Raw genomic sequence first — 13,911 nt, 5'->3', positions numbered from 1 at the left:
CATGGGCTTCTGGCAACTCACTCTTGAAGCGCTGCGCTCCTTGCGCGCCAATCGCTTGCGCTCGGCCCTGGCCATCCTCGGTGTGATCATCGGCATCACCTCGGTGGTGATGATGATGGCCACCGGCGACTGGATGCGCGCCTTCATCGACAAGGAACTTTCGCGCCTGGGCCGCAACCAGCTTTTGGTGTTCCCGGCTGCGGCCACCGAAGGCGCGGTGCGCACCTCGGGCAAGCGACCGGCGCTGACGCTGGGCGACGCCGAGGCGATCGCGCAACTGCCCTCGGTGAAGCTCGCGGCGGCTGAGATCCGCGGCTTCGTGCAGGCGCACTTCGGCAGTGACAACGAGAACCTCTCGGTACTCGGCGTCACGCCCGAGATGCTGAGCTTGAAGAACTGGCCGGTCGAGCAAGGCGTGAGCTTCGACAACAACGACGTGCGCAGCGGCAAGCGCGTGCTGCTGATCGGCGCCAAGCTGGCCAAGAAGTACTACGCCGGCCGGGATCCCATCGGCCAGTCGGTGCGACTCGATGGCCGACCCTACACCGTGATCGGTGTGCTGGCCACCGAAGGCCAGGGCCTCAACGGCAATGACGAGGGCGAGCTGATGCTGGTGCCCATCACCGCGGCGCCGAGCCGCGAACGGCTGCTGCCCGGCGTCGTGAATGCGCTGACGGTGCAGGGTCGTGAAGGCACGGCCATGAGTGACGTGGAGATGGACGTCGCCGAACTCCTGCGCGACCGCCACCGCATCACCGGTGATCGTGAAGACGATTTCCGCACCATCGACCTGGCCGGCATCGCCAAGGCCGGCGCCTCCATCGCCAAGGGGCTGCAACTGGGCATGGGCTTGATCGGCGCGATTGCCCTGATCGTCGGCGGCATCGGCATCATGAACATCATGCTGGTGAGCGTGTCCGAGCGGGTGCGCGAAATCGGCATCCGCATGGCCATTGGCGCCAAGCCGCGCGATGTGCTGGCGCAGTTCCTGGTCGAGGCTGTTGTCCTTTGCATCCTCGGCGGCCTGGCGGGCCTCGGCCTTGCCTGGGGTGCAGCGGCGGCGATCAGCCATTTCGCCCACTTCGACATGCCCCTGGCCGTGCGCCATATGGTGGTGGCGGTGAGCTTTGCGGCGAGCGTCGGCTTATTCTTCGGCTACTACCCGGCCAGGCGGGCGAGCAAGCTGCTGCCGATTGAGTGCCTGAGGCAGGACTGAGGGCGGCTTGCGGCACATAGCAGCCAAATGCTGTTTCCTTCTTTCGCGCTGCCGAGGCCATCGGGTGAGGGCTTGTGCTCCTGTCCCCCGGACCGGGCTTCGCCCGATCCTCCTCCTTTACCTCGCCCAAACCCTCACCCGACGCCCTCGGCCGAACCTGCGCATGCCACCAGGCGAAGGCCACAGTGGTGCGGATCAGGTCGGCAGTGGGTTTCCCGAAGCGAGGTAAAGGAGGAGGACCTGGCGCAGCCAGGGCCGGGGGACACGAGCGCAGGGGAACCCGCTGGCGGCCTGATCTTCGACGCACCTTCGAGGAAGAAGGCAAGAGTCCGCAACGTGCCGCATGCCGTCAATCCGTGCATTTGTTTGCGCAAAGCCTTGCCAAAGCGCAAACTCGGACGCCCTATGCACAAGGCGCATAGGCGCATGTGAACAAGGCTGCGGCCGAGGCTGGCGCGCCGCACCCGGTTCGCGATACCGTTCGCGCCACCGAAAATTACGGAGCAGTACATGCCCAACCTGTCCTTCGTTTCGCCCACGCGCAACAGTCCCTGGGGTACCTACCTGTCCCAGATCGACGCCGTCGAGCCGTACCTCGGCCATCTGGCACGCTGGGTCGAGACGCTGCGCCGCCCCAAGCGCGCGCTGATCGTCGACATCCCCATCGAGCTCGACAACGGCACCATCGCCCACTATGAGGGCTACCGTGTCCAGCACAGCCTGACCCGCGGCCCGGGCAAGGGCGGCGTGCGCTACCACCCCGACGTCACGCTGGAAGAAGTGATGGCCCTGTCGGCCTGGATGACGATCAAGAACGCGGCCGTGAACCTGCCTTACGGCGGCGCCAAGGGCGGCATCCGCCTCGATCCGAAGGTGCTGTCGCTGAAGGAGCTTGAGAAAGTTACACGCCGGTACACGAGCGAAATCGGCATCATCATCGGCCCGCAGCAGGACATTCCGGCGCCCGACGTGAACACCAACGGCCAGATCATGGCCTGGATGATGGACACGTACTCGATGAACACCGGCGCCACCGCGACCGGTGTCGTCACCGGCAAGCCGATTCCGCTGGGGGGCTCGCTGGGCCGCGTGCAGGCCACCGGCCGCGGCGTGTTCGTGATCGGCCGTGAGGCGATGCGCCGCCTGAACGTGCCGATGGAAGGCGCCCGCGTTGCGGTGCAAGGCTTCGGCAACGTCGGCTCCATCGCCGCCAAGCTGTTCGCCGCCAACGGCGCCAAGATCGTGGCCGTGCAAGACCACACCGGCACCATCCTCAACGAGTCGGGCATGGACATGCAGAACCTGCTGGACCATGTGGCGGCCACCGGTGGCGTCGGCGGCTTCAAGGGCGCTGACAAGATCGCGAACGACGACTTCTGGAAGGTCAAGAGCGACGTGCTGATCCCGGCCGCCCTCGAAGGCCAGATCACCAAGGAGCGCGCCGAAGGCCTCTCGACCAAGATCGTGCTGGAAGGCGCCAATGGCCCGACCACGCCGGACGGCGATGCCGTGCTGGCCGACCGCGGCATCATCGTCGTGCCCGACGTGATCGCGAATTCGGGTGGCGTGACCGTGTCCTACTTCGAATGGGTGCAGGACTTCTCCAGCTTCTTCTGGACCGAAGACGAGATCAACGTCCGCCTGGACAAGATCATCACCGGCGCCTTCAAGCACATCTGGGAAACCAGCGAACAGCACCGCATCTCGCTGCGCACCGCCGCCTTCGTCGTGGCTTGCACCCGCGTGCTGCAGGCGCGTGAAGAGCGCGGTCTGTATCCCTGAAATCCCGGCCTCGGCCCGGACAGACAAGGCCCGCTTCGGCGGGCTTTCTTATTGCGACCGCTTGCCGCTCAGCAGCCACTGGGCGCTGGCCGTCGTCAGGGTCCAGCAGATCCACGCCGTCCACATCGTATGGCTCGGGTAATGGGCGCCGCGCGCCATCTGCGCCCAGCCGTAGCAGGCGCCGCAGATCAGCACGCCGACCAGAAAGCCTCGCGCCAGTTGCGGGTAGGCGCGGCGCATCGCGAAGAAGCCGGCGAGAAAGGCAAAGGCCGAGCTGGCGTGGCCCGAGGGGAAGCAGTGGCCGGGGCCGCCATCGGCCACGCCAAAGCGCCAATGCGAGACGTACTGCGCCATGCCGCCGAACTCGTTCAGGTCCCAGGGGCAGCTGCTCAGGCTCTGGCGTTTAAGCAGCGGGATCAGGAGCAGGCACACCAGCGAAGTGCCCAGCCACCAGAGCCGTTCTCGGCGTGTCATGGCCAGCAGGAGACCGCGCCACAGATTGAGCACGACCATGAAGGCAATCACCAGGCCGGCCAGCGCGCGGCCGCCTTGATGGAACACGTCACGCGTCAGCCAATGCTCGCGCCAGGGGAAGCCGTCGCTGCCAGCCCAGGGACGGATGACGGCGAGGTCGAGGCCGCCGGCATCCCAGGCGAGCAGGGCCAGCAGGCCCAGGCCGGCAATCAGCCATGCGGGCTTGAGCGAAAACGCGGAAGGGGTGGCAGCGGTAGAAGGGGTGGAAGAGGCAGCGTTCATGGCGCGGCGCATCGTAGCGGCCCGAGCTGAAGCCCGCCTTGCTGCAAACCCGGCCAGCAGCCCCGGCGGCTACACTGCCGGCCATGACTGAAGCTGCCAATTTCGACGCCGCACGAGCGGTCGCAATGGCCCGCCAGGCCCTGCAGATCGAGGCCCGCGCATTGACCGAACTGGGCCCGCGTCTGGGCGATGAGTTCGCCCGCGCCGCCCGCCTCGTGCTCGACTGCAAGGGCCGGGTCGTGGTGATGGGCATGGGCAAGAGCGGCCATGTGGGCCGCAAGATCGCCGCCACGCTGGCCTCCACCGGCACGCCGGCGATGTTCGTCCATCCGGGCGAAGCCGCTCATGGCGACCTGGGCATGGTGACCACGCGCGATGTGGTGCTGGCCCTCTCCAACTCGGGCGAGAGTGACGAGCTCAATGCCATCCTGCCGGTGCTGCGCCGCCTGGGCGTGCCCATCATCGCCATGACCGGCCGTGCCGAATCGAGCCTGGCCAACCATGCCGACGTGGTGCTGGACAGCGCCGTCGCCGAAGAAGCCTGCCCCTTGAAGCTCGCGCCCACCGCCAGCACGACGGCGCAGATGGCATTGGGCGATGCGCTGGCCGTGGCCCTGCTCGACGCGCGCGGTTTCCGCGAGGAAGACTTCGCCCGTTCCCACCCCGGTGGTGCGCTGGGCCGCAAGCTGCTCACCCATGTGCGCGACCTGATGCGAAGCGGTGACGCACTGCCGCGCGTGGGGCTGGATGCCGGCTTCACCGAGATGATGCGCGAGATGTCGGCCAAGGCGCTGGGCGCTGCTGTCATCGTCGACGCGGCCGACAAGGTGCTGGGCATCTTCACCGACGGCGACCTGCGCCGCCTGGTTGAAAGCGGCCGCGACCTGCGCTCGCTGCAGGCCACTGACGTGATGAAGAAGGGCCCGCGCACCATCCGCGCGGAGGCTCTTGCCGTCGACGCCGCCGAGCTGATGGAAACCGCCCGCATCACGCTGGTGCTGGTGGTCGATGAGCAGAACACGCTGCAGGGCGCGATCAGCATCAACGACCTGATGAGTGCGAAGGTAATTTGATGGCCCCCAGTCTCCCTTTGGTCGCCACCCCCCAAGGGGGCCGCCGCGCCCTTCGGGCGGCCGTGCGGGCGCGGGGTCAACTCGTATGAAAGCTGCTCTTGTTTTCCCGCCCGAACTGCTGCTCAAGGCCCAAGGCCCAGGCCTTGGCTTGAAAGCCGCCATCTTCGACGTGGACGGCGTGCTGACCGATGGCCGCATCTATATCGGTGAAGAAGGCGAAGCCTTCAAGGCCTTTGCCACGCTGGACGGCCACGGCCTCAAGCTGCTGGCCGAAGGTGGCATCGTGCCCATCGTCATCACTGGGCGCGATTCGCCGGCGGTGCGCCGCCGCGTGGCGGACCTGGGCCTGAAGCATGCGGTCTATGGCGCCAAGGACAAGCTCGCTGCCGCGCTGCCGGTTCTGCAGGCGCTGGGCCTGCAATGGAATGAAGTCGCGGCGATGGGCGACGACTGGCCCGACCTGCCCTTGATGACACGCGCCGGCTTTGCCTGCGCCCCGGCCCAGGCCCATGCCGAGGTCATTGCCCTTGCTCATCACGTGACTGCAGCGCCCGGTGGCCATGGCGCCGCGCGCGAATTCTGCGACCTGCTCCTGATGGCCAACGGCCGCTATGCCGGGCTCTTGAACAGCCATCTGGAAACGCTGGACGGGGGCAAGGCTTGAATCCGGCCGCCCGCCTGGCTCCGGCGGCCGGGCCGCGTCGGCCGGTCAGCAACAAGCCCTGGGTGTGGCGGCTGCAATCGGTGCTGTCGGCCTATCTGCCCTTGCTGCTGCTGGTGTTCCTGGCGGCGGGCACTTCCTGGCTGATCAAGAATTCGCCGCAGCCTGAAGATGCGCAGACGGAGGCGCCGCTGAAGCATGAGCCCGACTACTCGATGCAGGGCTTCGGCCTGCAGCGCTTCGACCCCAAGGGCGCGATGCGCGTCGAGGTCGAAGGCCGCGAGATGCGCCACTACCCTGACACCGACACGGTCGAGATTGACGGCGTGCGTCTGCGCTCGATCGGCCAGGACGGCAGCATCACCGTGGCCTCGGCCAAGCGCGCCATCGGCAACGCCGACGGCAGCGAAATGCAGTTGCTCGGCGACGTGACCCTGCAGCGCATGGCGGCCGGCCAGCAGCGTGCCGGCCTGGAAGTGCGTGGCGAGTTCCTGCACGCCTTCCTGCATACCGAGCGGCTGCGCTCGCACCTGCCGGTGCGCGTCAACTACGGCAACACCGAGCTGCAGTTGCACAACTTCGAATACGACAACCTCAAGGGCCGGCTGACCTTCAAGGGGCGCAGCACGGCACGCCTTGATCCGCCTGGCGCGCGCAAGCAGGACTGATGGCATGACGGCAAGACTCGTCTTCATTACCGGCGCTTCCAGCGGCATCGGCCAGGCCCTGGCCCTGCACTACTACCGGGCGGGTTGGCGGCTGGCGCTGGTGGCCCGCCGCTCGGCCGAGCTTCAGGCCTGGGCGCGCGAGCAGGGCCTGGCACCGGAGCGCTTCGCCGTCTATGGCGCCGACGTGCGCGACATCGCCGAGATCACTGCCGCCGGCCGCACCTGCATCGCCAATCAAGGCTTGCCCGATGTGGTGATCGCCAATGCCGGCATCAGCATCGGCATGGACAGCGCGGAGTTCGAGGACATCGAAGTGATGCGCGCCATCTATGAAACCAACAACATCGGCCTGGCCGCGACCTTCCAGCCCTTCATCGGCCCGATGAACAAGCGGTGCTCGGGAACCCTGGTCGGCATCGCCAGCGTGGCCGGCATACGCGGCCTGCCGGGCCATGCGGGCTATTGCTCCAGCAAGGCCGCCGTCATCAGCTATTGCGAAAGCCTGCGCGGCGAATGCCGGCCGCAAGGCGTGCAGGTCGTGACGATCCTGCCCGGGTATATCGACACGCCGCTGACCCGCAAGAACCGCTACGGCATGCCCTTCCTGATGCAGCCCGAAGACTTCGCTGCACGTGCCTTCGCGGCCATCGAGGCCGGCGCGAGCTACCGCACGATCCCATGGCAGATGGGCGTGGTCGCCAAGCTGATGCGTCTCTTGCCCAACTGGCTGTTCGACAAGGCGCTGGCCGGCCGGCCGCGCAAGCGCCGTCAGGGCGAGTAAGAAAAAAGCCGTAACCATGACCCTTGGCAGGCCCGTCGCGGGCTGGCTACACTGCGCGCCATTCAAGAGAAGCGCCGGCCATGGCGGCGCAAGGAGGCCCAGATGATCAAGGTTCTGCATCCCTGCTGAGAATTCGTCCGCTCCCCGACGAATCCGCGAGTCCGGCCCCGCCTGTTGCTGAAGGCAGCGCGGCCGACCCCGAACCTGGCCCGGCGCACGCAAGCGGCGCGGGCCACTCTCTTGGTTTCCTGAATCATGAACAAGTTTTTTTCCACGGCCCTCGTGATGGGGCTGGGCGGCAGCGCATGGGCGGCCGATCCCGAGCCGGCGGCCGCCTCGATGCGCGCGCTGCGCCAGGCCGGCCAGGCCGCGCTGCAGATCGACGGCCGGCTGGACGAGCCGCTCTGGCGCGCGGCGCCGGTCTACGAGCGCTTTGTGCAGTTCCTGCCCGAAGACCGGCAGCCGGCCCGCTGGCGCACGACCGTGCAAGTGATTGCCGACGAGCATGCGCTCACTTTTGCAATCCGTGCCTACGACCCGGAGCCCGGGCGCATCCGCGCGCCGCTGAGCCGGCGCGATGAAGTCGGGCTCGAGCAGGACTATGTCTCGGTCGTCATCGACCCGGTTGGGCGACGGCGCGCGGCGCAGTTCGTGCGCGTGGGCGCGTCGGGTTCGCTGGCGGATGGCGTGTTCATCGCCGATGACGACAGCGACGACCTGGCGCCCGACTTCGATGTGCAGGCGGCGGTGCAAAGCTTGCCCGATGGCTACAGCGTCGAGCTGCGTTGGCCCCTGGCGGCCTTGCGCTTCCCGCACAGCGGGGGCGAGCCCTGGCGCGTGATGCTCACGCGCAGCGTGCCGCGTGAGGACGCGAATCTGATGGTCAGCCCGCCAACGCTGACCAAGGACGCCCTGAACTTCATCGCCGAGCTGCAAGCGCTGGAAGGTCTGGGCGACCTGGTCGAGCAGGTGCGCGAGCGCAGCTTCCTGAGCATTCGGCCCGAGCTGACCTGGCGCCGCGCTGAAGGCAGCGGCAAGGCCACGCTGGGAGCCGAGCTGAAGTGGCGGCCGCGCGCCGACTGGGTGATCGATGCGACGCTGAACCCGGACTTCTCGCAGATCGAATCCGACGCGCCGCAGATGGCCGCCAACACCCGCTTCGCGCTGTTCCAGCAGGAGAAGCGGCCCTTCTTCCTGGAGAGCACCGACGTGGTCGGCCAGAGCCAGCCGGACGAGTCGGGCCAGGCGCATGGCCTGGCGGCGTTCTATTCGCGCACCATCAGTGACCCTGACTGGGGCTTGCGCGCCACCTGGCGGGGCGCCTCGGCCGATGCTGTGGGCCTGAGCCTGCGCGATGCCGGCGGTGGCGATGTGCTGCGCCCGGCGGCCTATGCCACCGCTGCCCATGCCTACCGCGGCCATTCACAGGCGAGCTTTGTTCGCGGGCGACAACAGCTCGGCAATGCCAGCCTGGGCTTGCTCGCCTCCGAGCGCGGCTATGGCGGCGGCGCGTTCAATCGTGTCGTCGGCAGCGACTTCAGCTGGCGGACGGGCGAGTCCGATCTCTTGCGGGGCCATTGGCTGCAGTCCGCCAGCACGGCCGCGTTTGACGGCGAAGGCCGGGCCGTGCGCAGCGCCAGTGAAAGCGGTCACAAGCTCTGGCTGGCCTGGCAGCACCGCTCTGCCGAATGGATCAACCAGCTGCACCTGGAAGAGATCACGCCACGCTTTGCCAATGACAACGGCTTCGTGCCGCAGGCCGGCATCCGGCGTGCTTCAAGCGAACTGGCGCGCCGCTTGGGCGCAAGCGAGATGGCGGGCCTGCCGCTGTTCGAGCTGGAAGCGCAGTTGAAACTCGCGCAGACCGAGGCGCTGGCCGATGGCGCGCAACAGCGCGGTGGTGAGGTGATCGAACGCCTGCTGGAGCCGGGTTTCTGGTTCGCCACGGCGCGCAACACGGGTGTCTGGGGTCATCTGGGCCTGGGACAGCAGCGGGCGCGCTCAGGCGGTGCGCTGCATGCGCCGCGCACCGTGAACATCGGGCTGGAGTCCAATCCGGCGCCTTGGCTGAGCCTGCTGCATGCCGAGCTGCAGTGGGGGCGTCGGCTGGATGTCGAGGCGGATCGCCTGGGCAGCGGCATGAACCTCGTGATGCAGGCCAAGTTCCGGTTTGCCTTGCCGCAATCGTGGTGGCTGGAGCTGGAGCAGCAGCTGGGGCAGGGCTGGGTCAACAACCCGGCCGGGCAACGCAGCCTGAGCGAGCGCAACAGCCAGACCCTGGCCGTCGTTCACTTCGATGCCCGCGATTCCTTGCGCCTGATCAGTCAGCGCAGCCATGCGGGGCGGCGCGCCGAGGGGGTGCTGGCGGCGCTGGACGAGCAGGGTGGCAGCGACTCGCTGGTGTTGCAGCGTCGCGTGGGCCATGGCCGCATCCTGAGCGTCGGTGCCAGCCAGGCGCGCGAGTCTGCGCGCGAGCCCTGGCAGCGCCAGCTGTTTGCCAAGCTGGTCTGGGCCTGGTCGAACTGAGGCTGCGGGCGATCCAGAAACGACAAAGGCGCTCCGAGGAGCGCCTTCTTGCCTGTGCATCAACCCGTGAGGGTTGATCGGCCTGTATCAGTAGCCGCCGGAACGGCCACCGCCGCCGTAGCCGCCGCCACCGCCGGAACGGCCACCGCCGCCACCGCCGTAGCCGCCACCGCCGGAACGGCCACCGCCGCCACCGCCGTAGCCGCCGCCACCACCACCGCCGTAGCCGCCACCGCCGCCACCACCGTAGCCGCCGCCGCCGGAACGGCCACCGCCGCCACCGAAGCCGCCGCCGCCCGAACGGCCGCCGCCGCCGAAGCCGCCCGGACGCTCTTCACGAGGACGTGCTTCGTTCACGACGATGGCGCGGCCTTCCAGGGCCTGGCCATTCATGCCGTTGATTGCCGATTGAGCCTCGGCATCCGAACCCATTTCGACGAAGCCGAAGCCCTTCGAACGGCCGGTGTCGCGGTCCATCATGACCTTTGCAGAGGTCACAGTGCCAAATTGACCGAATGCTTCTTGCAGCGATTCGTCACGCACGCTGTAGGCCAGATTGCCCACATAAAGCTTGTTTCCCATGGGGAAGCCCTTTCAATACCAAAAAAACCATGCGGACTTTCAACCCACGTGAACCATTCAAGCGAAGGTGCGGCGTCCAGACACAGGTAGCCGATTATGGGTGAGGGGTCCAGCGATCCATACAACGCCCACGGCGAGTGTTGTTTTTCGTGCCTAGAGATAACCCGGTCGGGCCGATCCCGCAGTGCGGGCCTGCTGGCTAAGATGCGCGGCCCATGACCCAGCCCCCCGAAATCCGCATTGCCAGCCTGGTGCCCTCGCTGACCGAACTGCTGGTGGCGCTCGGCCTGGCGCCCTGGCTGGTGGCTCGCACCGGCTTTTGCATCCACCCGGCCGCGGCCGTGGCGAGCATCCCCAAGATTGGGGGCACCAAGGATGTGAACCTGGCCAAGCTGCGCCGCCTGGCGCCCAGCCATGTGCTGGTCAATGTGGATGAAAACCGGCTGGAAACAGTCACGGCGCTGCGCGAGTTCGTGCCCAATATCGTCGTGACCCATCCGAACGCGCCGCAGGACAACCTCGCCCTGCTGGACCAGATGCTGGCCCTGTTCGGCCACTTGCCGGGCGTGGCTGATCGGGCGGCGGCCTTGCGGAGGGCTCTGGAGAACGAGCTGGCCGCCTGTGCAGCGCGCCCCTGGCCGGCGCGCCGGGCGCTCTATCTGATCTGGCGAGCGCCCTGGATGACCGTGGCCCGCGACACCTATATCGCCCGCATGCTGGCCCAGGTCGGCTGGCAGACCTGGCCGCCTGTCGAGGGCGGCGAGCATGGCGCGGCCCGCTATCCGGCCTTGAATGGCGATGAGCCCTGGCTGGCCGGGATTGACGAGCTGCTCCTGAGCTCGGAGCCCTATCGCTTCGACGCCTCCCACCTGGCCGAGGCGCAGGCCCTGTGCCCGAATGCCCACGTGCGCCTGGTGGATGGTGAACTGCTGAGCTGGTACGGGCCGAGAGCGGCTCCAGGGCTGGCCTATCTGCGCCGGCTGGCGACTCAGGGATAGAACCCGGCCGATGCGTCTCTGGCTGCACTGACAATTGCCTCATGGATTTCAAGCCCCTCGTCGCCCTGCTGGTCATCGTCAACCCTGTCGGGGTGGTGCCCTTCTTCATCCATTTCACGCAGAACTTCACGCGCGAGCAGCGCCGCCGCACCATCGTGGTCAGCTCGTTCACCGCTTTCGTGGTGATCGCCTTGAGCGCGCTCTTCGGCATGAAGATCATCGAGTTCTTCGGCATCTCGCTGGCCAGCTTCCAGGTTGGCGGCGGCACGCTGCTCTTGATCAGCTCCCTGCAGATGCTCAATGCGCAGCCGGCCGAAGGCCGCAAGGAAGACGTGAGCGAGGGCGCGCACAAGGTCGATGCCGGCGCCAGCATCGCCGTCGTGCCGCTGACCATCCCGCTGCTGACAGGCCCGGCCACGATCTCGACCATGGTGATCTATTCCAAGCAGACCCAGCAGTGGTGGCAGCTTGGCGTGCTGGTGGGCTATGGCGTGGTCGTCGGGCTGGTGACTTTCGCAGTCTTCTCGGCTTCCGGCCGCATCGCCAAGGTGCTGGGCCAGACCGGCATCAACATCATGACCCGCTTGATGGGCCTGATCCTCGCGGCCCTGGCCGTTGAGTTGCTGGCCGACGGTCTGCAGAAGCTGTTCCCAATCCTGAGCTCGGCCGCGGGCCACTGAGCTGGGTCCTGTGTTCTATTGCTGGAGGATGCCCCGGCGATTGCCGACACCATGCGGTTTTCCTTGCGCCGCGTGGGCCTGGACGTCGAGCATTTCAGCTGGCTGACCGAAGCCCGCCAGCGCCTGCAGCAAGCGCCACCCGACCTGGCGCTGTTCGACCCGGTCAACCCCTTCGTGATGAGCGACCGCGCGATCAAGTAGGGCGTGCTCTTCATTGCGCTGACCTTCATCACCGTGGGCCTGGCCTTGAGCCTGTTCTTCCTGCTTCTCCTGAGCTTGTCGGAGCACCTGAGCTTCGGACTCGCCTATGGCTCCGCCGCGCTGTTCGTGCTCTTGCGCCTGGAGCAGGCTGCCCTGGTGATCGGCTCGCTCCTGCTGTTTGCCCTGCTGGCGGCTGTCATGACGCTGACGCGCAGGCTCGACTGGTACAAGCTTGGCGCCGGCACAACGCCGACGCTCTCGACTCGGTGATAGGCCGCTTGCCGCTCGCTGGCTGCTCGGCCAGCATGGCGGCATCATGAATCTCTACGACCACATCATCATCGGCGCCGGCACGGCCGGCAGCCTTTTGGCCAACCGGCTGTCGGCAGACCCGCGCCGGCGGGTCCTGCTGCTGGAGGCCGGGGGGCGCGACGACTATCACTGGATTCACATCCCGGTCGGCTATCTCTACTGCATCGGCAATCCGCGCACCGACTGGCTCTACAAGACCGAGCCCGATGCGGGTCTGAACGGCCGCTCGCTGCGCTACCCGCGCGGCAAGGTGCTGGGCGGCTGCTCCAGCATCAACGGCATGATCTACATGCGCGGCCAGTCGCGCGACTACGACGACTGGGCCGCTGCCGTCGGTGATGCGCGCTGGCGCTGGGATTCGGTGCTGCCCTTCTTCAAGAAGCATGAGGACCACTGGCGTCTGGATGGGCCAGGCGCCAGCACTGCCTTCCAGTCGGCGCATGGCCATGGCGGCGAATGGCGGGTCGAACGCCAGCGTCTGCGCTGGGACATCCTCGATGCCTTTGCCCAGGCTGCGACCGAGGCCGGCATCCTGGCCACCGAAGACTTCAACGCCGGCAACAACGAAGGCGTCGGCTACTTCGAGGTCAACCAGCGCAAAGGCCTGCGCTGGAACACGGCCAAGGCCTTTCTGCGTCCGGCCTGCTACGGCCGGCCCAACTTCGAACTCTGGACCGGTGCGCGCGTGCAGCGACTGCTGTTTGATCGCGTCGATGGCCAGTTGCGCTGCACCGGTGCCGAAGTGCACACGCCGCATGGCGTCGAGCAGGTCATGCTGAAGCAGGGCGGCGAGGTCTTGCTCGCGGCGGGTGCCATCGGTTCACCGCAGCTCCTGCAGGTCTCCGGCATTGGGCCCGGCGCGCTGCTGCAGAAGCACGGCGTCGAGGTGCAAGCGGAGATGAGCGGCGTCGGTGCCAATCTGCAAGACCATCTGCAGATCCGCGCGGTCTTCAAGGTCCAGGGCGCGAAGACGCTGAACAAGCTGGCCGGCAACTGGTGGGGCAAGGCGATGATCGGCCTCGAATACGCGCTCAAGCGCAGCGGGCCGATGAGCATGGCACCTTCGCAGCTCGGCGCGTTTGCCAGGAGCAGCGCAGACAAGGCCTGGCCTGATCTCGAATACCACGTGCAGCCGCTTTCGCTCGATGCCTTCGGCGAGCCGCTGCATGCCTTCAGTGCCTTCACCGCCAGCGTCTGCAATCTGAACCCGACGAGCCGCGGCACGGTCAACATCACGTCTGCCGACGCGAGCGTGGCGCCAGCGATTGCGCCGAACTACCTGAGCACCGAGGAGGACCGCCGCATTGCGGCGGAGAGCCTGCGCCTGACGCGCCGCATCGTGTCGCAGCCTGCGCTGGCCCGCTACAAGCCTGAGGAGTTCAAGCCGGGCTCGCAGTTCCAGACGGACGAGGAGCTGGCGCGCCTGGCTGGCGACATCGCCACCACGATCTTCCATCCGGTCGGCACCTGCAAGATGGGTCGGGCGGAAGATGAATCGGCCGTGGTGGACAGCGAGCTGCGTGTGCGCGGCGTGGCCGGCCTGCGCGTGGTCGATGCCAGCGTGATGCCGACCATCACCAGCGGCAACACCAACTCGCCGACGCTGATGATTGCCGAGCGCGCGGCGGAGCTGATCTTGCGAAGTTAGGTCGCCGGCAGGCGCCGGGCCGCCCCA

Annotated in this window: 14 protein-coding genes; 12 read left to right on the top strand and 2 right to left on the bottom strand. The window is 67.3% G+C overall.

The features are described 5' to 3' along the window. The first annotated feature begins 1 nt into the window (after position 1). Together V3596_RS20430 and V3596_RS20425 are read left to right on the top strand one after the other, a co-directional pair. Positions 2–1,216 carry an ABC transporter permease gene (locus V3596_RS20430; RefSeq protein ID WP_334279678.1) on the top strand — a complete coding sequence of 405 codons (1,215 nt, stop codon included), beginning with the start codon at positions 2–4 and terminating at the stop codon, positions 1,214–1,216. A gap of 510 nt (positions 1,217–1,726) precedes the next feature. Further along, positions 1,727–2,998 (top strand): Glu/Leu/Phe/Val family dehydrogenase, encoded by a 1,272-nt coding sequence (locus V3596_RS20425; protein WP_334279677.1) that lies wholly within the window; start codon positions 1,727–1,729, stop codon positions 2,996–2,998. Positions 2,999–3,046: 48 nt separating this feature from the next. Here V3596_RS20425 and V3596_RS20420 read toward each other — a convergent pair whose 3' ends face one another. Then, positions 3,047–3,754 (bottom strand): phosphatase PAP2 family protein, encoded by a 708-nt coding sequence (locus V3596_RS20420; RefSeq protein ID WP_334279676.1) that lies wholly within the window; start codon positions 3,752–3,754, stop codon positions 3,047–3,049. Between the two features lie 83 nt (positions 3,755–3,837). On the opposite strand from V3596_RS20420, the gene V3596_RS20415 reads away from it, so the two are divergent. The 5 genes from V3596_RS20415 to V3596_RS20395 all read left to right on the top strand — a co-directional run bounded on the left by V3596_RS20415 (position 3,838) and on the right by V3596_RS20395 (position 9,463). Continuing rightward, positions 3,838–4,827: a KpsF/GutQ family sugar-phosphate isomerase gene (locus tag V3596_RS20415; RefSeq protein WP_334279675.1), complete on the top strand. Its 990-nt coding sequence runs from the start codon at positions 3,838–3,840 to the stop codon at positions 4,825–4,827. 85 nt (positions 4,828–4,912) lie between these two features. Continuing rightward, positions 4,913–5,491 carry a KdsC family phosphatase gene (locus tag V3596_RS20410; protein ID WP_334279674.1) on the top strand — a complete coding sequence of 193 codons (579 nt, stop codon included), beginning with the start codon at positions 4,913–4,915 and terminating at the stop codon, positions 5,489–5,491. Beyond that, positions 5,488–6,156 carry an LPS export ABC transporter periplasmic protein LptC gene (gene lptC / locus V3596_RS20405; protein ID WP_334279673.1) on the top strand — a complete coding sequence of 223 codons (669 nt, stop codon included), beginning with the start codon at positions 5,488–5,490 and terminating at the stop codon, positions 6,154–6,156. The genes V3596_RS20410 and lptC overlap by 4 nt, the downstream gene beginning before the upstream one ends. A gap of 4 nt (positions 6,157–6,160) precedes the next feature. Further along, the gene (locus V3596_RS20400; protein ID WP_334279672.1) at positions 6,161–6,937 is read left to right on the top strand and encodes an SDR family oxidoreductase; all 777 of its coding nucleotides are present in this window, start codon (positions 6,161–6,163) and stop codon (positions 6,935–6,937) included. Between the two features lie 255 nt (positions 6,938–7,192). Further along, a complete protein-coding gene (locus V3596_RS20395; protein ID WP_334279671.1) occupies positions 7,193–9,463 on the top strand; it encodes a carbohydrate binding family 9 domain-containing protein in 2,271 nt (756 codons plus the stop codon). Positions 9,464–9,550: 87 nt separating this feature from the next. On the opposite strand, the gene V3596_RS20390 is transcribed toward V3596_RS20395, so the two are convergent. Then, on the bottom strand, positions 9,551–10,045 hold the full coding sequence (locus V3596_RS20390) for an RNA recognition motif domain-containing protein (protein WP_334279670.1): 495 nt from the start codon (positions 10,043–10,045) through the stop codon (positions 9,551–9,553). Between the two features lie 215 nt (positions 10,046–10,260). On the opposite strand from V3596_RS20390, the gene V3596_RS20385 reads away from it, so the two are divergent. The 5 genes from V3596_RS20385 to V3596_RS20370 are packed head-to-tail and all read left to right on the top strand — an operon-like array spanning position 10,261 to position 13,884. Continuing rightward, entirely contained in the window at positions 10,261–11,043 is a 783-nt protein-coding gene (locus tag V3596_RS20385) for a helical backbone metal receptor (RefSeq protein WP_334279669.1), read from the top strand. A 41-nt stretch (positions 11,044–11,084) separates the two neighbouring features. After that, positions 11,085–11,723, top strand: a complete 639-nt coding sequence (locus V3596_RS20380) for a MarC family protein (protein ID WP_334279668.1) — start codon at positions 11,085–11,087, stop codon at positions 11,721–11,723. A gap of 51 nt (positions 11,724–11,774) precedes the next feature. Beyond that, on the top strand, positions 11,775–11,924 hold the full coding sequence (locus V3596_RS21760) for a hypothetical protein (RefSeq protein WP_416384000.1): 150 nt from the start codon (positions 11,775–11,777) through the stop codon (positions 11,922–11,924). A 3-nt stretch (positions 11,925–11,927) separates the two neighbouring features. Beyond that, the gene (locus tag V3596_RS20375; protein ID WP_416383999.1) at positions 11,928–12,194 is read left to right on the top strand and encodes an inner membrane CreD family protein; all 267 of its coding nucleotides are present in this window, start codon (positions 11,928–11,930) and stop codon (positions 12,192–12,194) included. Positions 12,195–12,240: 46 nt separating this feature from the next. Then, on the top strand, positions 12,241–13,884 hold the full coding sequence (locus V3596_RS20370) for a GMC family oxidoreductase (RefSeq protein WP_334279667.1): 1,644 nt from the start codon (positions 12,241–12,243) through the stop codon (positions 13,882–13,884). The last annotated feature ends 27 nt before the right edge of the window (positions 13,885–13,911 follow it).

Origin of the sequence: Roseateles microcysteis (assembly GCF_036880965.1) — a bacterium.
Classification (GTDB): domain Bacteria; phylum Pseudomonadota; class Gammaproteobacteria; order Burkholderiales; family Burkholderiaceae_C; genus JAUASW01.
The sequence above is the reverse complement of the archived record's forward strand: the minus strand, read 5'-3'. Positions and strand labels throughout refer to the sequence as shown.

Coding starts and splice junctions, on each gene's coding strand:
- V3596_RS20430 (WP_334279678.1), top strand. CDS start 2: ATGGGCTTCTGGCAACTCACTCTTGAAGCGCTGCGCTCCTTGCGCGCC.
- V3596_RS20425 (WP_334279677.1), top strand. CDS start 1,727: ATGCCCAACCTGTCCTTCGTTTCGCCCACGCGCAACAGTCCCTGGGGT.
- V3596_RS20420 (WP_334279676.1), bottom strand. CDS start 3,754: ATGAACGCTGCCTCTTCCACCCCTTCTACCGCTGCCACCCCTTCCGCG.
- V3596_RS20415 (WP_334279675.1), top strand. CDS start 3,838: ATGACTGAAGCTGCCAATTTCGACGCCGCACGAGCGGTCGCAATGGCC.
- V3596_RS20410 (WP_334279674.1), top strand. CDS start 4,913: ATGAAAGCTGCTCTTGTTTTCCCGCCCGAACTGCTGCTCAAGGCCCAA.
- V3596_RS20400 (WP_334279672.1), top strand. CDS start 6,161: ATGACGGCAAGACTCGTCTTCATTACCGGCGCTTCCAGCGGCATCGGC.
- V3596_RS20395 (WP_334279671.1), top strand. CDS start 7,193: ATGAACAAGTTTTTTTCCACGGCCCTCGTGATGGGGCTGGGCGGCAGC.
- V3596_RS20390 (WP_334279670.1), bottom strand. CDS start 10,045: ATGGGAAACAAGCTTTATGTGGGCAATCTGGCCTACAGCGTGCGTGAC.
- V3596_RS20385 (WP_334279669.1), top strand. CDS start 10,261: ATGACCCAGCCCCCCGAAATCCGCATTGCCAGCCTGGTGCCCTCGCTG.
- V3596_RS20380 (WP_334279668.1), top strand. CDS start 11,085: ATGGATTTCAAGCCCCTCGTCGCCCTGCTGGTCATCGTCAACCCTGTC.
- V3596_RS21760 (WP_416384000.1), top strand. CDS start 11,775: ATGCGGTTTTCCTTGCGCCGCGTGGGCCTGGACGTCGAGCATTTCAGC.
- V3596_RS20370 (WP_334279667.1), top strand. CDS start 12,241: ATGAATCTCTACGACCACATCATCATCGGCGCCGGCACGGCCGGCAGC.